20 protein-coding genes are annotated in these 20,802 nt (G+C 71.0%); 12 read left to right on the forward strand and 8 right to left on the reverse strand.

Translation table 11 applies throughout. The annotated features are described in order from the left end of the window. Nucleotides 1-90: 90 nt before the first annotated feature. On the reverse strand, nt 91-552 hold the full coding sequence (locus ACERZO_RS27460) for a DUF6474 family protein (RefSeq protein ID WP_364463854.1): 462 nt from the start codon (nt 550-552) through the stop codon (nt 91-93). Nucleotides 553-642: 90 nt separating this feature from the next. On the opposite strand from ACERZO_RS27460, the gene ACERZO_RS27465 reads away from it, so the two are divergent. The 3 genes from ACERZO_RS27465 to ACERZO_RS27475 all read left to right on the forward strand — a co-directional run bounded on the left by ACERZO_RS27465 (nt 643) and on the right by ACERZO_RS27475 (nt 3,332). After that, a complete protein-coding gene (locus tag ACERZO_RS27465) occupies nt 643-2,283 on the forward strand; it encodes a TM0106 family RecB-like putative nuclease (RefSeq protein ID WP_372667640.1) in 1,641 nt (546 codons plus the stop codon). 128 nt (nt 2,284-2,411) lie between these two features. Next, on the forward strand, nt 2,412-2,672 hold the full coding sequence (locus tag ACERZO_RS27470) for a hypothetical protein (RefSeq protein WP_372667641.1): 261 nt from the start codon (nt 2,412-2,414) through the stop codon (nt 2,670-2,672). 6 nt (nt 2,673-2,678) lie between these two features. Then, nucleotides 2,679-3,332 (forward strand): class I SAM-dependent methyltransferase, encoded by a 654-nt coding sequence (locus ACERZO_RS27475; RefSeq protein WP_372667642.1) that lies wholly within the window; start codon nt 2,679-2,681, stop codon nt 3,330-3,332. Between the two features lie 40 nt (nt 3,333-3,372). Here the strand turns inward: ACERZO_RS27475 and ACERZO_RS27480 are convergent, their stop codons facing one another. Further along, complete coding sequence (locus ACERZO_RS27480; RefSeq protein ID WP_372667643.1) at nt 3,373-4,131, reverse strand: SDR family NAD(P)-dependent oxidoreductase; 759 nt, start codon at nt 4,129-4,131, stop codon at nt 3,373-3,375. Between the two features lie 142 nt (nt 4,132-4,273). Here ACERZO_RS27480 and ACERZO_RS27485 point away from each other — a divergent pair, with 142 nt between their 5' ends. From ACERZO_RS27485 to ACERZO_RS27495, 3 genes are all read left to right on the forward strand, one after another. Then, nucleotides 4,274-5,578 (forward strand): UDP-glucose dehydrogenase family protein, encoded by a 1,305-nt coding sequence (locus tag ACERZO_RS27485; protein WP_372667644.1) that lies wholly within the window; start codon nt 4,274-4,276, stop codon nt 5,576-5,578. Between the two features lie 124 nt (nt 5,579-5,702). Then, nucleotides 5,703-6,095: a VOC family protein gene (locus tag ACERZO_RS27490; RefSeq protein ID WP_372667645.1), complete on the forward strand. Its 393-nt coding sequence runs from the start codon at nt 5,703-5,705 to the stop codon at nt 6,093-6,095. Nucleotides 6,096-6,125: 30 nt separating this feature from the next. Beyond that, on the forward strand, nt 6,126-7,892 hold the full coding sequence (locus ACERZO_RS27495; protein WP_372667646.1) for a gamma-glutamyltransferase family protein: 1,767 nt from the start codon (nt 6,126-6,128) through the stop codon (nt 7,890-7,892). A gap of 416 nt (nt 7,893-8,308) precedes the next feature. Here the strand turns inward: ACERZO_RS27495 and ACERZO_RS27500 are convergent, their stop codons facing one another. From ACERZO_RS27500 to ACERZO_RS27510, 3 genes are read right to left on the reverse strand one after another with little or no spacing between them, the layout of a single operon-like run. Further along, the gene (locus ACERZO_RS27500; RefSeq protein WP_372667647.1) at nt 8,309-9,184 is read right to left on the reverse strand and encodes a VOC family protein; all 876 of its coding nucleotides are present in this window, start codon (nt 9,182-9,184) and stop codon (nt 8,309-8,311) included. Continuing rightward, entirely contained in the window at nt 9,177-9,701 is a 525-nt protein-coding gene (locus tag ACERZO_RS27505; RefSeq protein ID WP_372667648.1) for an RNA polymerase sigma factor, read from the reverse strand. Before ACERZO_RS27505 ends, ACERZO_RS27500 begins: the two co-directional genes overlap by 8 nt. A gap of 4 nt (nt 9,702-9,705) precedes the next feature. After that, entirely contained in the window at nt 9,706-10,032 is a 327-nt protein-coding gene (locus ACERZO_RS27510) for a hypothetical protein (protein WP_086675050.1), read from the reverse strand. A gap of 99 nt (nt 10,033-10,131) precedes the next feature. Between ACERZO_RS27510 and ACERZO_RS27515 the strand changes: the two genes are divergently transcribed. Then, entirely contained in the window at nt 10,132-10,968 is an 837-nt protein-coding gene (locus tag ACERZO_RS27515; RefSeq protein WP_372667649.1) for a helix-turn-helix domain-containing protein, read from the forward strand. Nucleotides 10,969-10,985: 17 nt separating this feature from the next. Here the strand turns inward: ACERZO_RS27515 and ACERZO_RS27520 are convergent, their stop codons facing one another. Next, nucleotides 10,986-12,410, reverse strand: a complete 1,425-nt coding sequence (locus ACERZO_RS27520) for an MFS transporter (protein ID WP_372667650.1) — start codon at nt 12,408-12,410, stop codon at nt 10,986-10,988. Between the two features lie 101 nt (nt 12,411-12,511). On the opposite strand from ACERZO_RS27520, the gene ACERZO_RS27525 reads away from it, so the two are divergent. From ACERZO_RS27525 to ACERZO_RS27545, 5 genes are all read left to right on the forward strand, one after another. After that, on the forward strand, nt 12,512-13,345 hold the full coding sequence (locus ACERZO_RS27525; protein ID WP_372667652.1) for a helix-turn-helix transcriptional regulator: 834 nt from the start codon (nt 12,512-12,514) through the stop codon (nt 13,343-13,345). 66 nt (nt 13,346-13,411) lie between these two features. Continuing rightward, nucleotides 13,412-14,518 (forward strand): sensor histidine kinase, encoded by a 1,107-nt coding sequence (locus tag ACERZO_RS27530; RefSeq protein ID WP_372667653.1) that lies wholly within the window; start codon nt 13,412-13,414, stop codon nt 14,516-14,518. Next, the gene (locus tag ACERZO_RS27535) at nt 14,515-15,183 is read left to right on the forward strand and encodes a response regulator (protein WP_372667654.1); all 669 of its coding nucleotides are present in this window, start codon (nt 14,515-14,517) and stop codon (nt 15,181-15,183) included. The genes ACERZO_RS27530 and ACERZO_RS27535 overlap by 4 nt, the downstream gene beginning before the upstream one ends. A 197-nt stretch (nt 15,184-15,380) precedes the next feature. Further along, nucleotides 15,381-16,376, forward strand: a complete 996-nt coding sequence (gmd, locus tag ACERZO_RS27540) for a GDP-mannose 4,6-dehydratase (RefSeq protein ID WP_372667655.1) — start codon at nt 15,381-15,383, stop codon at nt 16,374-16,376. After that, on the forward strand, nt 16,373-17,332 hold the full coding sequence (locus tag ACERZO_RS27545; protein ID WP_372667656.1) for an FkbM family methyltransferase: 960 nt from the start codon (nt 16,373-16,375) through the stop codon (nt 17,330-17,332). The genes gmd and ACERZO_RS27545 overlap by 4 nt, the downstream gene beginning before the upstream one ends. A 4-nt stretch (nt 17,333-17,336) precedes the next feature. Here ACERZO_RS27545 and ACERZO_RS27550 read toward each other — a convergent pair whose 3' ends face one another. Together ACERZO_RS27550 and ACERZO_RS27555 are read right to left on the reverse strand one after the other, a co-directional pair. After that, the gene (locus tag ACERZO_RS27550; RefSeq protein WP_372667657.1) at nt 17,337-19,625 is read right to left on the reverse strand and encodes a glycosyltransferase; all 2,289 of its coding nucleotides are present in this window, start codon (nt 19,623-19,625) and stop codon (nt 17,337-17,339) included. 5 nt (nt 19,626-19,630) lie between these two features. Further along, nucleotides 19,631-20,788: a hypothetical protein gene (locus ACERZO_RS27555; protein WP_372667658.1), complete on the reverse strand. Its 1,158-nt coding sequence runs from the start codon at nt 20,786-20,788 to the stop codon at nt 19,631-19,633. Nucleotides 20,789-20,802 lie beyond the last annotated feature (14 nt).

The following is a 20,802-nucleotide window of genomic DNA, read 5'->3' on the forward strand; positions in this document are numbered from 1 at the left end:
GTCCACAGATTTCCGCGGCGCCCCTTTTCGGCCCCTACCGCCGATAGACTGGACCAGGGGACGCCCCCCGGGATAGGGCGGGGGCTGCGGTCAGATCCCCAGCCGGTGCAGCAGCTGGCCTTCCAGCCGCTCCAGCTCGCCGGCCACCGCGCGGTGCACGGCCTTGCGCCGCGCCGCCGGCATCCGCTCCGCCGCGCGCACCGAGGCCGACAGCTGCTCCAGCGTGCTCAGCGAGTCCTTCACGAACTCCTGGTCCGCCTTCGACGCCTTCTCCGACTTCTGCAGGTCGCGGCAGCCGTCGGCGAGTCCCGCGATCCGGGCGTGCAGGGCCGCGCCGCGGCCGGTGTACTCGCCCAGCTTGTCGACCGAGACCCCCAGCTTGCGCGCCTGGTAGCGGTCGTACGCGTCCCGCGCGGCACCGGCCGCGCGCACCGCGAACGGCGCCACCACCGGGATCACGGCCGGGCCGAGCACCTTCGCCACCGCGACCGCGTTCTTCGCCCTCTTAGGGGTGAACCTGGCATCACCCTCGACCTTGGCCTTGCGCGCCATGGCACCTCCTGCGACGTGTCGACGTCGAACTTACTGGTAGCCAGGGTGGCGGGCATGTCGGCTCGGCGGTGGGAATCTAGAGTGATCTCCATGCAGGGTGAGGTGGTACTCGACGCGGGCGCGGTCAGCCGCTGCCGCCGTCGTGTGCACCTCGAGCACGACCCGGCCATGCGCGAGGTACCGCTTTCCCCGCCGGACCCGACGGCGCAGCAGCGGATCGCCGACGCCACCGCCCACCGCGAGGACATCGTCAGCAGGCTGATGGCGGCCAACCCCGGCCACTGGGTGAAGATCGACCGCGACCTGCCGGCCCACGAACGCGTCGAGCTGACCGAGCAGGCCTTCGCCGCCGAAGCGCAGTACATCTGGGGTGCGCTGTTCCCGGTCGACGCGGCGGGCCACCGGCGTGGCGGCGTCGACCTGCTCGTCCGCACCGGCCGCGGGTACGTCCCGGTGCTCGTGGTGCGCCACCGGATCTCCGACCGCGGTGCCGGCGCGATCGTCACCGAGCTGACCGACCTCGACCCGGCGCACCGCACGGCCGACGACGGCCGCAAGGTCCGGTCGCAGCCGCGCGACCAGCTCCGGCTCGTGCACACCCGCCGCATGCTGCAGACGCTCGGGCAGGCCGACGAGAGCCTCGCACTCGGCGGCGTCATCGGCCTCGACGCCGACGTCGTCGTCTGGCACGACCTCACCGCGGGCACCTGGCCGGGCGGGCGCAGCGCGCTCACCGAATACCAGGTCCGGTTCGCCGACCGGCTCGCCATCGCGACGGCGGCCGCGAACGGCGAGGAGCCCTTGGCCGAGCCGTCGCGCGTGCTGGAGTGCCGCCGCTGCCCGTGGTGGCCGACGTGCGAGGTCGTGCTCACCGAGACCCGCGACGTCAGCCTCGTCGTCCGCGGCGAGGACGCCGTGGAGCTGCGCCGGGCCGGCGTGTCCACTGTGGACAAGCTGGCCGCGCTCGACCCGACCGGCGACGCGCCGGACGTGAACTGGACCGGCGTGACGTTCCCGGACGCGGTCGTCCTGGCTCGCGCGTGGCTGGCCGACCTGACGCTGGTGCGCCGCGTCGACCGCGTCGAGGTCCCGCGCGCCGACGTCGAGGTCGACGTCGACATGGAGAGCTTCGGCGACGCCGGTGCGTACCTCTGGGGCTGCCTGCTCACTGGCGCCGACATCGGCGTCTCTCAGGGGTATCGCGCCTTCGCGACGTGGGATCCGCTGCCCACCGACGACGAAGCCCGGTCGTTCGCCGAGTTCTGGGCGTGGCTCACCGACGTCCGCGAGCGCACCGAAGCGGCCGGCCTGACCTTCCGCGCCTACTGCTACAACGCGCTCGCCGAGAACCGCTGGCTCTTCGGCTCGGTTGAGCGCTTCGGCGACCACCCGGGCGTCCCCACGAAGAAGGAAGTCCAGTCCTTTGTGGACTCCGACGAGTGGGTCGACCTCTTCCGCAGCGTCACCGACCAGTTCCTGTGCTCGCACGGCAAGGGCCTGAAGGTGATCGCCCCGGTGGCCGGCTTCTCGTGGCGCGACCCGGAGGCGGGCGGCGAGGCATCGATGCGCTGGTACCGCGACGCCGTCGGCATGGACGGCGAGACGCCCGACGGAGAACAGCGCGAGCGGCTGCTGCGCTACAACGAGGACGACGTCCTGGCGACGCACGCGCTGCGCGAGTGGATCGATGCCCGAGCGCAGGCCGAAGTGCCGTACATGTTCGATCTCTGAGTAGTTCATCGACTAAGACACTTGCCGGGCGAAACAATCGCCAGTAGTGTTCATGGTGCTCGAGTGCGCCACACGCGTACGAAATCCGTGTTCAAGCAGTGCGGTTGGGAGGCCGACCTGCTGATCAAGTGCGGTTCGCTGTGAAGCTTCGCCGCGGACCTGATCCACCGTTTCCTGGGGCCGCGCTGGAGCAGCTGCGGCCGGTGCTGCCGCGGCTGTTCCTGGTGGAGGTCGAGTATGACCTCGCGATGACGGAGGCCGAGGGGCGCTGGGTGCGCGGCTTCCTCGAAGAACTGACCACCGGCGCGCTGCCCGGCATCGAGGCGTGGCGCCGATACCACGAAACCGGCGAATTCCCGGACGACCTGGGGGAGTTCGTGGAGAGGTAGGAACCGATGGAGACGACCCGCAAGCACAAGGTGCCCGAGATGGAGGGCTTCCAGGCCCGCTGGTACGCCAAGAACCGCGGCACGGAGGCCCAGCTCGCGCAGTACCGGCGGCAGGCGGCCGAGGTCACGGCGGGGTGGCCCGACGGCGCCGAGGTCCTGGAGGTGGCGCCCGGGCCGGGCTTCTTCGCCATCGAGGTGGCCAAGCGCGGCTTCCGCGTCACCGGGCTGGACATCAGCCACACAATGGTCGAGATCGCCCGGGAAAACCGCGCCGGCCTGGAGATCGACTTCCGCCAGGGCGACATCACGCACGCGCCGTTCGACGCGGAGTCGTTCGACTACCTGGTCTGCCAGGCCGCGTTCAAGAACTTCCGGCAGCCGGTGACGGCGCTGAACGAGATGCACCGGGTGCTGCGCCCGGGCGGGTACGCGGTGATCCACGACCTCAACCGCGAAGCCACGAGCGCGGACATCGCCCGCGAGGTCGCCGGGATGAACGTCGGTGCGGTCAGCGGCTTCACCATCCGGCAGACGCTCGGGTGGCTGCGGCGCCGGGCGTTCACGCGGGAGCAGTTCGAGGCGATGGCCGCCGAAAGCGCTTTCGGCGGCTGCTCGGTGACGACCGACGGCATCGGCCTCGAAGTCCGCCTGACCCGCTGACCGCGGACGCCGGGGCACGCACGTGCCCCGGCGGGGTGGGTCAGCGAGGGGCCATCCGGAGCGAGCCGTCCATGCGGACGACCTCGCCGTTCAGGTAGTCGTGGTCGATGAGCGACAGCGCGAGCTGCGCGTACTCGTCCGGCCGCGCGAGGCGCTTCGGGAACGGGATGCCGGCCGCGAGCGTCGCGCGGAACTCCTCGCTGACCGTGGCCAGCATCGGGGTGTCGACGATGCCGGGCGCGATGGTCAGCACGCGGATGCCGTGCGAGGCCAGGTCGCGGGCCGCCGGGAGCGTCATGCCGACGACGCCGCCCTTGGACGACGAGTAGGCGACCTGCCCGATCTGGCCGTCGAACGCGGCGATGGACGCTGTGTTGATGATGACACCACGCGCGTCGTCCTCGAGCGGCTCGGTCTTGGCGATCGCCTCGGACGCGATGGTCAGCACGTTGAACGTCCCGACCAGGTTGATCTGGATGACCTTCGCGTACAGCGCGAGGTCGTGGCGGCCCTTCTTGGACAGGATCCGCGCGGACGGCCCGATGCCGGCGCAGTTCACCACGGTCCGCAGCGGCACGCCCGAGCCCGAAGCGGTCGCGACGGCGGCCTCGACCTGCTCGACGTCGGTGACGTCGGCCTCGACGTAGGTGATGCCGTCGACCTGCTCGGCCTTCTCGATGGACGGCGCCAGGTCGAGCGCGAACACCCGCGCGCCCTTGGCCGCGAGGGCCTTCGCCGTCGCCCCGCCGAGGCCGGACGCGCCACCCGTGACGAGCGCCGCGGTGTCGGTGATCTGCATCTGTGCCGTTCCCTTCGTGGTCCTGTTCGCCGCCTCAGGTTAACGCTCGTTCGCACGCGGGGTTCGTGTCTTCGCTCACCGCTCCCGGGGGCGACCGTTTCCGTTAGCGTCGTGGTCAACTCCGGCTGTCACCTTCAGCACCATGACGCCAGCTCGGATCGTGGTGGTAGGGACCGGTTACGTCGGCTTGACCACGGGGGCCTGCCTGGCCGGTCTGGGTCATTCCGTCACCTGCGTGGACGTCGACCGGGCGAAGGTCTCGCGCCTCGCCGCCGGGCGCGTGGACATCCTGGAACCGGGGCTGGCCGACCTGGTCGCCCGCGGGATCGCGGCCGGCCGCCTGCAGTTCGTCGTCGGCGCGCGCGACGCGGTCCGCGACGCCCAGGCGGTGTTCCTCTGCGTCCCGACGCCGATGGGCGCGGGTGGCTCGGCGGACCTGCGCGCGGTCGAGGCGGTGGCCGCCGAGATCGGCGACGTCCTGCCCGCCGGCTGCGCGCTGGTCACCAAGTCGACCGTGCCGGTGGGCACGTCGAAACGGATCCAGGCGATGCTCGGCCGCACCGACGTGCCGGTCGTGTCGAACCCCGAGTTCCTCCGCGAGGGCACCGCGGTCGCGGACTTCCTCGGCCCGGACCGGATCGTCGTCGGCTCGGACGACTTCGCGGCCGCGCACTGGGTCGGCGAGCTGTACAGCGAGCTCGACGCGCCGGTCGTCGTCGCCGACGCCGCCAGCGCCGAACTGGTCAAGTACGCCGCGAACTGCTACCTCGCGCTGAAGCTGTCCTACGTCAACTCGATCGCCGAGCTGTGCGAACGGCTCGGCGCGGACATCGACCTCGTCACCGAGGGCATGGGCTACGACCGGCGGATCGGCCGGACGTTCCTCAAGCCCGGCCCCGGCTGGGGCGGCTCGTGCCTGCCGAAGGACACGAGCGCGCTGGTCAAGGTGGCCGAGTCGGTCAACTACGACTTCAAGATGCTGACCTCGGCGATCGACGAGAACATCGCCCAGCGCGACCGGATCGTCGCGAAGATCGCGGGCGCGGTCGGCGGCACGCTGGCCGGCGCGCGGATCGGCGTGCTGGGCCTGGCGTTCAAGGCGGGCACGAACGACCTGCGCGACTCGCCCGCGCTCGCCGTCGCCTCGGTGCTGTGCGCGCTGGGTGCCGACCTGGTCGCCTACGACCCGGCCATCGACGGCGAGATCGCCGGGATGACCGTGGTCGACGACGCCTACCAGATCGCGAAGGACGCGGACGCCGTCGTCGTGCTGACCGAGTGGGCCGAGTTCAAGCACCTCGACTGGGCCGCGATGGCCGAGCTGATGGAGGGCATCGACGTCGTCGACACGCGGAACCTGCTCGACCCGCGGGTGATCGTCGACGCGGGGTTGTCCTGGCAGGGCGTCGGGCGGCCGCGGGCGGCGGCGCGAATCAAGGTTTCCTGAAGCGCTTCTCTTGGTTAGGGTGATCGGCACGGCATCGCGTGTCGGTCACCGGCTGGGTGAGGCATGGAGGTGGCGGGAGTGCCCGTGGAGGCATTTCACCGTGTCAGTTTCCGTTTCCGTTGAATTGAACCATCTGATCGTCCCGTCCCGGAACAACCGGGAATCCGCCGAATTCCTGGCGAACCTGCTCGGCCTCGAAGTCGGGGAGGAATGGGGTCCGTTCATCCCCGTCGAGATGCGCAACGGCGTCCGGCTGGACTTCGCGACCGTCCCCGAAGAGGACCTGCGCCTGCAGCACTACTGCTTCTTGGTCCCGGAGGACGACTTCGACGCCGTGTTCGCGCGGCTCGTCGAAACGGGCGTGACCTACCACGCCGACCCGATGGGAAAACAGGTCGGCGAAATCAACCACAACCACGGCGGTCGTGGCGTCTACTTCCTCGATCCCGGCGGGAACGGGATGGAAATCATCACGCAGCCGTACGAGCCGGAGCGGCGTCGCTCGTCGTCCTGGTAAAAGTTCCTTAGCAATGCGTACTATCGGGGCATGTTCACGACGAGGCCCGAGCTGGCCGGCACCTTCGGGATGGTGGCATCGACGCACTGGCTGGCTTCGGCCACCGGGATGGCGGTGCTGGAGGACGGCGGCAACGCGTTCGACGCGGCGGTCGCCGCCGGGTTCGTCCTGCAGGTCGCCGAGCCGCACCTGTGCGGGCCGGCGGGCCAGGTACCCGGCCTCTTCGTGACGGCGGACGACCCGACCCCGCGGGCGCTGGCCGCTCAAGGCCCGTCGCCCGCGGGGGCCACCGTCGCGCACTTCGCCTCGCTGGGTCTGGAGTTGATCCCGGGCAGCGGCCTGCTCCCGGCGACGGTCCCGGGCGCGTGGGACGGGTGGCTCCTGCTGCTGCGCGACTACGGGACGAAGTCACTGCGCTCGGTGCTGTCGTACGCGATCGGTTACGCGCGCAACGGCGTCCCGCTGGTGTCGCGGGTCGGCGACACGATCCAGGCCGTCTCGCGGCTGTTCACCGAGCACTGGCCGACGTCGGCGGCCCTGTGGATGCCGGACGGCAAGCCGGCGTCGGGCCTGCACCGGAACCCGGTCCTGGCGGACACGTGGGAGCGTCTGCTGCGGGAAGCGGAGTCGGTCCCGGGCCGGGAGGCGCAGCTCGATGCGGGACGTCGTGCCTGGTCACAAGGGTTCGTCGCCGAGGAGATCGATGCGTTCAGCCGGAAGGCGTTCCGCGACGACTCGGGCCGCGACCACGCGGGCCTGCTGACCGGAGAAGACCTGGCGTCGTGGTCGGCGACGTACGAGGAACCGGCGTTCGTGGACGTCGACGACTGGCGCCTGGTCAAGATGGGCGGCTGGACCCAGGGCCCGGCGCTGCTGCAGCAGGCGCTGTTGCTGCACGGCTTCCGCGACGAGCTGTCCTATGTGGACGGAATCCCGTCGGAGCGCACGGTGCACTTGGCGACCGAAGCGGCGAAGCTGGCCTTCGCGGACCGCGAGGCTTGGTACGGCGACACGGACGTCCCCTTGGACGTGCTGCTCTCGGCCGCCTACACGGACGCGCGCCGCGCACTGATTGGCGACTCGGCGTCTCCTGCGCTCCGCCCGGGCGACGCCCGCGGCCCGGCGCGTCTCCCGGCGATCCTGAACTCGCTGCAGGGAGTGCAGTCGGAAGGCGGCGCAACGGGCGAGCCGACGGTGGGCCCCCAGGGCCAGACGCGCGGCGACACGGTCCACCTGGACGTCGTCGACGCGGCGGGCAACTTGGTCTCGCTGACGCCGTCGGGCGGCTGGCTGCAGTCGAGCCCGACGATTCCGTCGCTGGGCTTCTGCCTGGACTCCCGTGGCCAAATGTTCTGGCTGGAGGAGGGGCTGCCGAACTCCCTGGCACCGCGCAAGCGCCCGCGGATCACGCTATCGCCGTCGCTGGCGCTGCGCGACGGGGTCCCGACGCTGGCGTTCGGCACCCCGGGCGGGGACCAGCAGGACCAGTGGCAGCTGTGTTTCTGGCTGGCCCACACCTACGGCGGGCTGAACCTGCAGGAGTCGATCGATTCACCGGCGTGGCACACGACGGCGTTCCCGAGTTCGTTCTACCCGCGCTCGTGGAACCCGCGCGAGCTGGTGGTGGAGTCCCGGCTGGGTGCGTCCACATTGGACGCCCTACGCGAGCGAGGCCACTCACTGATCGACGCGGGCGATTGGGCATTGGGCCGCCTCTCAGCGGTCTCGCGCTCGGACGGCTTGTTGCGAGCAGCGGCGAACGCCCGAGGAATGCAGGGCTACGCAGCTGGCCGCTAGAGTGCGAGCGAGGCCCCCCGCCGCCCTCGGCGAGCAGCGTCCGCACGCCGAGGGCGTAGTCGGCGAACCCCGCGAGACGGCAGCCCGCGCAGCTGTTGTCAAGCGCGATTGCCCCGTGACAGCCAACTTATCCACACCAGCTTCGGGTATCCACAGATTTGCCGCACGCCCCCTTTTCCGCCCCCGCCGCCGATACGCTGGAAGCGGGGCAGGTCCCCCGGAGAGGGTGGGGGCTGGGCAGGTAACCCAGGCAGGCCCCTCTCGGCGAGGCTGCCATCTCAGCTGGGCCAAGCGCTCGAGCCGAGTTCGAGCCACAACCGCCACCCAGCGGTCAGCTCGTCGTGGTCACGCGGCACCCATTGCCCGGCCATGCTTCGAGTGTGCGCCCGAACGCACGGCCCGGCGGATGGGATTCCTCACTTCCCGGGCCGCTCCCACAGCCAGAACTCGATGCCCTGGTTGTCGGTGCAGTCGGCCGTCGTGCCGTACGGGTGGTTCTCCACTTCGCCCGTGCGGCCGCCCTGCTCGCGCACCCGGGTCAAAGCGGCGTCGAGGTCCTCGACCGCGTACATCAGCTTCCAGCCCACCTGGCGGTCGCCGGCCCAGAGGCCGCCCTCGAGACCCGGGCCCGAGAAGCCCCACGCGTCGGACACCGACCCTGGCGTGAATTCCCAGCCCAGCACCGCGCCGTAGAACGACTTCGCCGGCTCCGCCTCCGGGACCTGGAACGTGAAGTACATCGCCGCGCCGTGGCGAGCCGGGCGCGCGGGTGCCGCCTGCGAGACCAGCCAGCGCTGCCCGAACGGGTCGCGGAACGAGCCGCCCCGGCCGTACGGTGAGTCGCTCACCGCGCGGATCAGCGTTGCGCCCAGCTCCAGTGCCCGGTTCACCGAAACGTCCGGGTCCGGCACCTCCACCCGCACCGACGCGCCCCCTTCGCGCGGCGCCACGTGCCCGATCTCGGGGTACTCCTCGGCCAGCATCAGCACCGCGTCGCCGATGGCCAGCTCGGCGTGCCCGATGCGGCCGTCATCCATCAGGATCGGCTCGCCCCGGCGGACCGCGCCGAACACCTCGACGTAGAAGTCGAGCGCGGCCCGCGCATCGGACACGGCGAGGTACGGCGTCAGCGAGCGCAGTTCGGCCGCGGTGGCCGGTGCCTCGGAAGTGGTGGTCATATCGGCTCCGTTCAAGATGACGCGACGCAGGTTGTCGCGCAGTTCGGCGGCGAAGTCCGGGTCGGGGGCGACCCGCGCGGAGGGACGGCGAAGCGCGTCGAAAGGCTCAGGCATCGCGACCCTCCTTCTCCTCGTAGGCGCGCCGGAACGCGGCACGGGCCCGCACGAGCAACGCCTCCGTGGCGTGCACGCTGCGGCCCAAGTGGCCGGCGACTTCGGGGACGCCGAGACCGTCGACGTACCGCAGGGTCAGGGCCGCGCGGTGGTGCGACCCGAGGGAGTCGAGCACCTGTCTCGCGCGCAGGGCGTCGAGCCGCTCGTCCCACGGGTCCTCGACGTCCGGCTCGCTGTCGTGCACCAGCCGCAGTCCGCGTTCCTCACGTTCTTTGCGCCGCCAGTGGTCGGCGAGCTTGTGCCGGGCGACGCCGATCAGCCACCCGGTGCTCACTGGAGGTGCGTACTCCTTGCGACAGGCGGCGACCGCCCCGAGGAACGTCTCGGACGTCAGCTCCTCGGCGAGCGTGCGGTCACCGCACCGGGACAGCAGGTACCCGTAGACCTCCGGCAGCGCGGTCTCGTAGAGCCCGAGCAGCGCGAAGGCCGGGTCCGGTCGTACCCGTGGTTCCGTCACACCTTCATCGTCGTCCGGCGCGCGGCTTTTCCGACGGGTGAACTTTCGCTTTTTTCGGCGGCCACGTCACCCGGATGGTGACGACGTGGTCCCGCCGCCCCGGAAACAGCCGGTAGACGCTGACGACAAAGGTCCCCGGCCGGGCGCGCTTGCGGGACAGGTAGTCGTGCGCGCAGGCGGTCCCGTACCGGACGGTCCAGCCCTGGTACCGCTCGCTGCGGTGCTCGAGGACGAACCCCATGTCGTCGACGAGTTCGGTGTATTCGTGCACCCGCGAGCCGTCGGCCTCGCGCCGGTACTCGAGCTCGTGGGGGTAGCCGTACCTGTCCATGACCTGCAGGTTCGCGTTCCGACCTCGAACGAGGGCGTCGGAAACGTGGGAATCCCACAGCCGGGGTCGCGCTCATACGATCGCCGCGGAGGTGATCGAGTGCCACGACCCACCAGGCCACCGTTCCCGCGCCGCCAGGTCGGTCGCTCGTTGCGCAGGCTGAGGGAGCGTGCCGGGCTGACCCAGTCGGAAGCCGGTGAACCGATCCGGATCTCGAAGTCGAAGCTGAGCCGCATCGAGCAGGGCCACTTGCCGGGCTACAACGACTTCCTGGCCTTGCTGGACCGCTACGGCGTGCTCGCTTCGGAGTACGAAGAGTACGTGCGGATGTTCGACCAGGCAAAGGAACCGGGTTGGTGGCCGCGCAACCCGCCGCGCGACTTCGGGTACGTCGGCGCCGAGGCCAGTGCCTCTCGCGTCCGTGGAGTCGAGGTCGGGCTCGTACCCGGACTCCTCCAGACCGAGGCCTACGCGCGCCGGGTGTTCGAAGACTCGGCGATCCCGTGGACCGCCGACCAGGTCGCCGCGATGACCGAGGTGCGAACCAAGCGCCAGCACAGGTTGTGCGGCGATCCGGGCTTCCGCGTGCACTTGATCATCGACGAAATCGCACTCTGGCCTGCCCGCTGTCCTCGAGCGCAGCTGGAGCGGATCATCGAGCGAACCGCTTTGCCGAACCTGGTAGTCCAGGTCGTACCCGTTACCGCAGGACTGCACATCGGGCTGAGCGGCGGCTTCACGATCCTCGACTTTCCCGATCCCGAAGAGCCGGGGCTCGTCTACACGTGTGGCGGCTTCGGCGCCCTCCACCTCGACCGGCCCAAGGAGATCGCCGAGGCGCGCATGCAGTTCAAGCACCTCGTCAAGATCGCTCTCGACGAGGCTGCGTCGATCGAGTTCTTGAAGCGCCTTGCTGTCGCGGCGGAGCCGGGCTGAACCCGGCTCCGCCACCGTCACACCCGGGGGTCCGGCAACCGCCGCGCGGTGATCGCGACCACCACCGCCAGCAGCGCCACCACCCCGATCACCCACGCGAACGCGTCCCGGCTCCCCAGCGAACCCGAAAGCGCCGCGTACAAACTCCCCAGCGTCGCCACGCCCAAAGCCAGCGACGTCTGCTGATTGGTCGTCATCACACCCGACCCCACCCCGGCCAGATCCGTCGGCACGTGGGACAGCACGATCCGGAACAACGTCGTCATCGCCAGCGCGTTCCCGACCCCGATCGCCACCATCGACGGCGCCAGATCCAACACCGTCACGTGCGGCCACGCCGACAGCGTCGTGCACAGCAGCGCCACCATTCCGACTGCCGTGATCGCGCCGCCGACCGGGACGACCTTCTGGCCGTACCGCGCCACCAGCCGGCTGCTCAGCATCGACACCGTGAAGTACGCGACGGCCAGCGGCGTCAGCGCGACACCCGCGCCGAGCGGCCCGAAGTGCAGGCCCTCCTGCAACGTCATCGCGTACACGAACATGAACGAACCGAACGCCCCGAAGAACGGGATCGCCACCATCAAGCCACGCCGGACGCTCGGCAGCCGCATCACCGACGGCGGCAGCAGCGGCGTTCCGCCCAGACGTTCCTGACGCCGTTCGACGTGCACGAACGCCGCGGCGGCAAAAGGCGACACGACCAGCAACGCGATCGTCCACGCCGGCCAGCCCAGTGCGCGACCCTCCATCAACGGCACCAGGAACGACATCAGGGTGACCGCCAGCAGGAGCGTCCCGAGGCGATCCACGCCCAGCGGGTTGTGCGCGCGGCTCTCCGGCAGCCGGCGGGCCATCACCAGCACGACCAGGCCGATCGGGACGTTGACCAGGAAGATCGGCCGCCAGCCCGTCCCGAAGACGTCCGCCGCCACCAAAGCGCCGCCCAGCAGCTGGCCGACGACCGTCGACAGGCCGCCCGTCGCACCGAAGAGACCCAGAGCGCGAGAACGCGCTTCGCCGGACGTCGTCGCCTGGATGATCGAGAGCACCTGTGGCAGCAGCAACGCCGACGCCGCCCCCTGCGCGGCGCGGGCGATCACCAGCGTGGTCGCCGTCGGGGCGATTCCGCAGGCCAGGGACGTCAACGTGAACAGCCACAGGCCCGTGAGGAACAGCCGGCGGCGGCCGAACGAGTCGCCGAGGCGGCCGCCGACCACCAGCAGGACCGCGTACGCGATGCCGTACGCCGCCACCACCAGCTCGAGCGTCGCGGTGGACGCGTGGAGGTCGGCATCGATCGTCGGGAGCGCGACGTTGACGATGAAGAAGTCGATGATGGGCAGTGCCGCCCCCAGCAGCACCGTGACCAGGCCGGCGGGGGTCAGTCCCGGCCGGGCCGGGGCGCCGGGGGTGCTCGGCGCGAGTTCTGTCGTGGTCATGAGTACTACGATCGGCCCGAAACCAAACTAGTACCAGTTGTCGTTTATCCAGGTATTGCGACTACCTGGTACCAGTTTCGGAGTTGTGCGATCCTGGCACCATGACCACCGCCGTCGAATCCGACCTCCGCCGGCAGGAACTCGCGAGGTTCCTGCGCAGCCGTCGCGAGCGGATCACGCCCGAGCAGGTCGGGCTCCCGCTGCACGGTCGTCGCAGGACGCCGGGGCTGCGGCGCGAAGAGGTCGCGCAGCTCGCCGGCGTCGGGGTCACCTGGTACACGTGGCTGGAGCAGGGCCGCGACATCAACGCGTCCGAGCAGGTGCTGCAGGCCATCGCCCGCACGCTGCGCCTCGACCCGCACGAGCACACCCACCTCTTCCGGCTGGCCGGCGCGCCCGAGCCCGAGGGCGAGAAGGACTGCCAGGTCGTCTCGCCGCAGCTGGAGCTGATGCTGAAGAAGCTGGAGCCGTACCCGGTCGCGATCCGCAACGCGCGCTGCGACCTGCTCGGCTACAACCGCGGCTACACGTGGCTGATGGGCGACGTCGACGCGATCCCGTTCGAAGACCGCAACACCCTGGTCCAGTGCCTGCTCAACCCCGAGTGGCGCAAGCGCATGCTCGACTGGGACACGAACATCCCGCGCGTGATCGCGTCCTTCCGCGCGGCGATGGCCGAGCACGTCGCCGAACCGGCGTGGAAGAACCTGGTCAAGCGGCTCAAGGCGGAGTCGCCGCTGTTCGCCGAGCTGTGGCCGCACCACGACGTCAACTCCGAGCCGATCCGCACCAAGCGCTACCTGCACCCGGACGTCGGCCTGCTGCGGTTCAACTTCACGTACCTCTACTACGGCCGCCGCTCGGAGATCACGATGTCGACCTACACCCCGGCCGACGAGGAGACGGCGGCGAAGCTGCCCCTCGTGTTCGACTGACGACGTACGCCGGGAGCGCGCTCCGAGACGGACGCGCCGATGTCCGCTGACCGGTAGTTTCGCGGCATGAGAAGGCCGCCCTGGGCAGGACGCGTGGCGCGCACGGTCGTCGTCCTGGTGTTCGTGCTCGGGGCGACCAGCGCGTCTTCGCGGTGGCAGCCCGGCGCGACGCCGCTGACGCCGCTCGGGGTCGCGTGGCTCGCCGCGACCGTCCTCACGCTGCTGTTCGTCCACCGCTTCCCGTTGACGCTCTTCCTGGTCGGCGCCGCGTCCGCGTTCGGCTACTACTCCTCCGGCCTGCCCGGCGGGCCGGTCATCCTGGTACCGACCGTCGCGTTGTTCGTGCTGACCCGGCAACGCGGACCGCTCACCGCGGGCATCACCGGCACTTGCGCTCTCGCTGCCGCGTATGTCTGGCACGTCGTCGTGACGAGGTCTTTCGCGCTCGAAGCCGGGGCCGCTTTCCTCGTCGTCTGGCTGACCGCCGTCATCGGGGTCGGGACCGCCGTGCGGTACCAGCTCGACGCGCTCGCCGCCCGGCGCGAGCAGGCCGACGAGCACCGGCACCGGCTCGCCGAGCAGGAACGGCTGCGGATCGCCCGCGAGGTGCACGACGTCGTCGCGCACAGCCTCGCCATGATCAACGTCCAGGCCGGCGTCGCCGCCCACGTCGCCGACCGGCGGCCCGAACAGGCGAAAGAGGCGCTGCTGAACATCAAGGCGGCCAGCGCGTCCGCGCTCAACGACCTGCGCGCGACGCTGGCCGTGCTGCGCTCGGGCGAGGACAAGGCGCCCGCGCCGAGCCTCGCCCAGGCCGCCGAGCTGCTGGACCACGCTCGCGACGCCGGGCTCACGGTCGAGGTCCACGGCGAGGCGGGTGACCTCCCGGCACCCGTCGACGCGGCCGCGTACCGGATCCTGCAGGAGTCGCTGACGAACGTCGTCCGGCACGCCGACCAGCCCGAACGCGTCGACGTCCGGTTCGAACGCCGGACAGGCACGTTCACCATGAAGGTCCGCGACGACGGCCGCGGCACCGCCCAGCCGACCCCGGGCCACGGCCTGCGGGGCATGTCCGAACGCGCCGCCGCGCTCGGCGGGCGGTACACCGCCGGGCCGGTCGACGGCGGCTTCGAAGTGTGCGTCCAGCTACCGATCGAGGGGGAAGCATGATCCGCGTCCTGCTGGCCGACGACCAGGTCCTGGTCCGCGCCGGGTTCCGCGTGCTGCTGGAGACCGAAGACGGCTTCGAGGTCGTCGGCGAGGCCGGCGACGGCGAACAGGCGGTCGCCGGCGCGGTCGAACACCAGCCGGACATCGTCGTGATGGACGTCCGGATGCCGGGTGTCGACGGCCTCGAAGCCACCCGCCGGATCACCGCGAACCCCGACCTCGCCGGGACGAAAGTGCTGGTCCTGACCACTTTCGACGTCGACGAGTACGTGTACGAAGCCCTGCGCGCGGGCGCGAGCGGGTTCCTGCTCAAGGACACCGAACCGGTCGAGCTGCTGCGCGCGCTGCGGGTCGTGGCGAGCGGGGAGGCACTGCTGGCGCCGACGGTCACGCGCCGGCTGATCCAGGAGTTCGTCGGCCGCCCGGAGAACCGGCGCATCGACACCAGCGCCGTCCGCGAGATCACCGACCGCGAGCGCGAGGTGCTGGGCCTGGTGGCGGGCGGCATGTCGAACGACGAAATCGCGGCCCACCTGGTGATCTCCACCGCGACGGCCCGCACGCACGTCAGCCGCATCATGACGAAGATCGGCGCGCGCGACCGGGCGCAGCTGGTGGTGCTCGCCTACGAGTCGGGGCTGGTCACCCCACGTCACTCCGCCTGACCCGGCGCACCACGCGGAACGTCCGGACCAGGAACACGACGGCGAGGACACCGACCAGGCAAATCCAGATCATGGCACCTCCTTCCCGGGCCGATGCTCTGCTCAGAAGGCGTGCGGGAGTGGGACGGCGTTCACCGACACGGCCGAAGTCACACCTTCGGGCTAAGTGACGGTTACTACCCGGCTATCCTCAGCGGGTGCGACGTGCGTTGATCACCGGAATCACCGGTCAGGACGGCCAATATCTCGCCGAGCTGCTCCACGAGCAGCAGTACGAGGTCTTCGGCCTGGTCAAGGGGCAGAACAACCCACGAATCGACATGATCCGCACGGAGTACCCCTACGTGGAGATCGTCGAGGGCGACCTGCAGGACCTCTCCAGCCTGGTCGGGGTCCTGGAGCAGGTGCAGCCCGACGAGGTCTACAACCTCGGCGCGATCTCCTTCGTCGCCCTCAGCTTCAAGCAGGCCGAGCTGACCGCGAACGTCACCGGCCTCGGGGTGCTGCGGCTGCTCGACGCCGTCCGGATGGTCGGCGGCAGCCAGAACAACCCGATCCGCTTCTATCAGGCGTCGAGCTCGGAGATGTTCGGCAAGGTCCGCGAATCGCCGCAGACCGAGCAGACGCCGTTCTACCCGCGCTCGCCCTACGGCGTCGCGAAGGTGTTCGGGCACGACATCACCGTGAACTACCGCGACAGCTACGGCCTCTACGCCTGCTCGGGCATCCTCTTCAACCACGAGAGCCCGCGTCGCGGCATGGAGTTCGTGACGCGCAAGGTGACGAACGCCGTCGCGCGGATCAAGCTCGGGCTGCAGGAAAAGCTCGTGCTCGGCAACCTCGACCCGCGCCGCGACTGGGGCTTCGCCGGCGACTACGTCCGCGCGATGTGGCAGATGCTGCAGCAGGACGAGCCGGGCGACTACGTCGTCGCGACCGGGCGCACGCACAGCGTCCGCAACTTCGTCGACCTGGCGTTCAAGCACGCCGGCCTCGACGACTGGGAGCGGTTCGTCGAGCAGGACCCGCGGTTCTTCCGGCCCGCCGAGGTCGACCTCCTGGTCGGCGACGCCTCCAAGGCCCACACCGAGCTCGGCTGGAAGCCGGAGGTCGGGTTCGAGGACCTGGTCGCGATGATGGTCGACCACGACCTGAAGCTCGAAGCGGGGAAGGCCGGCATCTCGCTGCCATGATCAGCTACGCGCAGCAGGCCGAGGACGTGGTGCTCGCGCGCGTCTTCGCGGGGCAGGACACCGGTCGCTATGTCGACATCGGCGCCGGGGATCCGCTCGTCGCGTCGGTGACGAAGCACTTCTACGACCTCGGCTGGCGCGGGATCAACATCGAGCCGATCCCGGCGAAGGCCCGGGAGCTGCGCGCGGCCCGGCCGGACGACCTGAACCTCGACGTCGCCGTCGGCGCCCGCCCGGGCACGGCGAAGCTGCACGTCGTCGAGAACGAGTGGGGCTGGTCGACGCTCGACGACGGGCTCGCCGGCCGGTACCGCGAGGACCGCGGCTGGCGCGTGAACACCGTCGAGGTCGAGCTGACGACGCTGGCCGCCGTCCTGGACGAGCACCCCGGCGCGGTCGACTTCCTCAAGATCGACGTCGAGGGCGCCGAGCGAGCTGTGATCGAGGGCGGCGACTGGACGCGGCACCGGCCGCGGGTGCTCGTCGTCGAGGCCACCGAGCCGGGCGCGGAGACGCAGACGCACGCCGAGTGGGAGCCGATGCTGCTCGACGCCGGCTACCGCTGCGGGCTCTTCGACGGCCTGAACCGCTTCTACGCGCAGTCCGACGACGCCGAAGCGCTCGAGCGGCTCGCCGCGCCCGCCAACGTCTTCGACGACTTCGAGCGCTACGACGTCCTGCAGCAGGCCAAGGCGCTGGAGGAGCTGCGCACCGGCCGCGCGGCCGAGATCGGCTACGCCCGCCGCATGGAAGCCGAGCTGCGGGAGCTGCAGGAGACGCACCGGCGCGCCGCCGACTACCTGGCCGAGCTGGAACAGGCCCGCGCCGAACAGGAGCGGCAGCGCACGCGCAACGCCCGGTACACCGCCGGACTGGAGGCGCGGGTCGCCGAACTGGAAGCGCAGCTCGCGGCCGCCTCCGGCCGCATCGCCGAGCTGGAAGCCCGGCGGGGCTGAGCCCTCACTTCGGGAGGGCCGCCAGCCGCCGGAGCACGACGTCCGCGACGGCGTCCGGGCCGCACACCGCTTCGACGGCGGCCGCGGCCCGCTCGCCCATGGACATCCGCAACGCGGGGTTCCCGGCGAGCGTGCGCAACCACTGCGCGGCCTGGTCGACGTCGGGTTCCGCCCACGGGTGCCCGAGCGGGTACGACGTCGTGAAGCCGTTGGTGAAGCCGGCTTCGGCGTCCTTCGCGACGTACGTCTCGAAGCCCACGAGCGCGGCCGCGCCCGGCGGCATGAAGTCGAGGTTGCCGCCGTGGCCGGTGGCGACCACCGGCTTGCGCCGCGCCATCGCCTCGGCCAAGTGCAGCCCGAACGTCTCGAACCGGTGCAGCGAAAGGTAGATGTCGCAGGACGCCAGCAGCAGTCCACGGTCCACTTCGGACAGGACCGTGCCGCCGATTGCGGCGACCTCGGCTTCGAGCCACGACGGCGGTTTGCCCGTCGCTACCGCCAGGTGGGCGCTGCCCGCCGGGAAGGCGTGCCGGAACGCCGTGATCGCCGCCCGCGCGTTCTGGCGCTCGGCGTCGGAAAACGTCGTGAGCACGACCAGCTCGTCTTCCGGCAACCGGAACCGCGCGCGGTCGCCGTCGGGAGAAGCGGCCGGGACCACCGGGGGGACCACGGTGATCGGGATGTCGGTGCTCCCGCGCAGGAGCCCGGCGGCGAGCGCCGACGGCACCCACAGCTCGTCCACAGAGGACAGTTCGGGCAGCCCGCGCGCCGGGACGTCCGGCAGCTCGCCGGTCCACCGCGCGATCGTGTAGCGGTCGAAGGAGTGCTTCGGGATCAAGGGGAACTCGGCGGCGTCCACCAGCAACAGGTCGGCCGCGTAGTCCTTGCCGCGGCGCAGGTCGGCCAGCTCGCGCGGCACCTCGTACGGCCGGTCCGGCACGCGGGTGTTGAACTCGGTGAACGTCGTACGGGGCAGCCGGCCGGCCAGCACGGTCGCCAGCCGCCGGGTCGCTTCCGCGCTGACGCCGGCCGCGCGGACGTCGCCGAACATGTTGATCCCGGGCCGGTCTCGCGACGGCTTGACCGGCGGCGGCAGCGGTCCGCGCACGGCTTCGGCGGCGTCGCGGTAGGCCGCGGCGACGACCGGCCAGGACGCGTTCTGCCGGACCCACTCGCGTGCCTTGCGGCCCGCTTCGCGCGCTTCCTCCGGCCAGGAAACGATCCGTTCGAGGTGCGCGACCAGCTCGACGGCTTCGCGCTGAGGGTCGATCGGGACCAGCCGGCAGAACTCCCGGTCGTAGTGCCGGTGCTGCGGCAGGTCGCTGGTGATGAACAGCCGGCCGAGGCCGTACGAGCGCATCATCACCGCGCTCGTCTCGCCCGCGGTCGGCCAGCGCAGGCCGATCAGCGCGTCGGTCGCGACGATCAGGTCCTGGAACTCCTCGATGTCCGGGCTCGGGATGATCCGCACCGCGTCGCCGACGCCGAGCTCGGCGATCGCGCGGTGGACGTCGGCCTCGATGTCCTTCTCGCGCGCGTGCCCGACGATCAGCAGCTTCGCCTGCGGCCACCGGCGCCGGACCTGCGCGAACGCCAGCACGGCGACGCGGATCCGCTTGATCGCGGTGAAGCCGCCGAAGATGCCGAACACGACGTCGTCTTCGGACCAGCCGAGCTTGGCGCGGACCGCCGGGCGCTTGTGGTCGTCGTCGATGACCGGCGCCGCCGAGGACACCGCGAACACCGGCACCTCGGGGTAGCGCTCCCGCAGGTGCCGCGCCCGGAACGGGTCGTGCACCAGCACCCCGCGGCTGGCCGAGACGATCCGCCGTTCCAGGCTCATCGTCTGCCGGTCGAGGTGCTTGACGCCGTCGACGTCGACGGCGGGCCAGCCGAGCACCAGCGCCGGGTCGGCCGGGTCCCCCCAGATCGGGCCGTGCGCGTACGCGAGTTCGTCCTTGAACGCCGTCGACTCGATGCCGCCGTGGTAGCTCAGCGAGAAGTCCAGCAGCGACGGGTCGTGCAGCACCACCAGGCCGGGAACCGCGAGCGCCCGGTGGTAGATCCACTCGTGGAACTCGGTGTTGTTGCCCATCTGGTAGATGTCGACGGCGTCGGCGGAGTCCTCGACGTCATCCGGGCCGAGCAGCGGAACAGGGGACTGGGCTTCCGCCGGGTACCGGCCGACCGCGGAGACGTCCGCGATGCCCGCCATCGTCTCCAGCAGCTCGAAGCTGTAGTCGGCGATGCCGCTGCGCTCGGGCGGCAGCGGCGTCCACATCCGGTGGCGCACGCCCGTCACCGCCACGCGAGCAGGCAGTACCGCTCCCGCCCGCCGGGTGCGGTGACCGGGATGTCCGCCTCGCCCTGCCGGACCTCGACGTGCGAGAAGCCGGCGGCCTCGGTGAGGAACCGCAGGAAGTCCGGGTGCACCGGGCGCTGCGCGAAGGGGTCGAGGTGGAAGTCCGGGCCCGCCAAGGGCGTCTCGACGACGAGCGGCGCGCCCGGCTGCAGCGCGGCGGCCGCGAGCTCCGCGAACCGCGCGAGCGCCGCCGGTTCGAGCCGTTCGGCGAACCGGAACGCGGTGATCGCGCCGAGCGAACCGGGCGTCGCCTCTTCGAGCAGGCGCATCGGGTCGGCGTCGGTCACCTGGACGTCCACGGCCGCGCATTGCTTGCGCACCAAGGCGTTCCGCGAAGCCGTGCGGTACCGGATGTCCGCCGCCGCGAGCACCTCCAGCCAGCCGCCGCGGCCGGGAGCCATGTCCAGCACCGCGCCGGTGGCACCGGCCTTCCGGGCCTCCTCGACGACCGGCAGGTACGCGCGCACGGCGTCCCGCGCGCGTTCGGCGGACCCGTCGAGCAGGGCCTCCACGGCGATTTCGAGGAAGGAGTCGCGGTCGGGAACCGAGGCAACGGGTGCCGGGGGCTCGGCGTCCCGGCGTGACCGGTCGAGGAGCAGGTCGACCTGCACGTTCCGCAGCCGGACCTGCTCGGCCGCGGCCAGCAGCCGCTCGAGCTGCGCCTCCAGCTCCTTGAGCCGGGATTCGACGTCGCCGGAGCGGTCCGCGGACTCGGTGACCTGCATCGCCAGGCCGGACAGCTGGGCCTGCAACCCGCCGACCGCGCTGTAGAGCCGCTGGTTGAGGCCGGCCGCGAGGTTCTGGTCGTTGCGGTACAGCGATTCCAGCTCGCGGTGCAGCGACTCGGCGCGCACCAGCTCGCCGCGTTCGCCCAGCCAGCGCTGGAAGTGCCCTTCGGCGGCGCGGACCTCGTCGGACAACGCGCTGACCGCGTCCCGCGTGGCCAGGTTCGTCTCGACCTGCCACTTCAGCTGACGCCGCCACAGGAACCGCAGCGCGAGCCGGCCGAGCAGGTCACCGCGGCGCAGCGGGAGGTGCAGGTTGGCGTGCTGCTCCAGGCGGTCGAGTGCGTCCGCGACACGGGCGTCAGACATGCGGTAATCCCTCT

It is taken from the genome of Amycolatopsis kentuckyensis (assembly GCF_041679295.1).
In the GTDB taxonomy this organism is placed as follows: Bacteria; Actinomycetota; Actinomycetes; order Mycobacteriales; family Pseudonocardiaceae; genus Amycolatopsis; species Amycolatopsis kentuckyensis_A.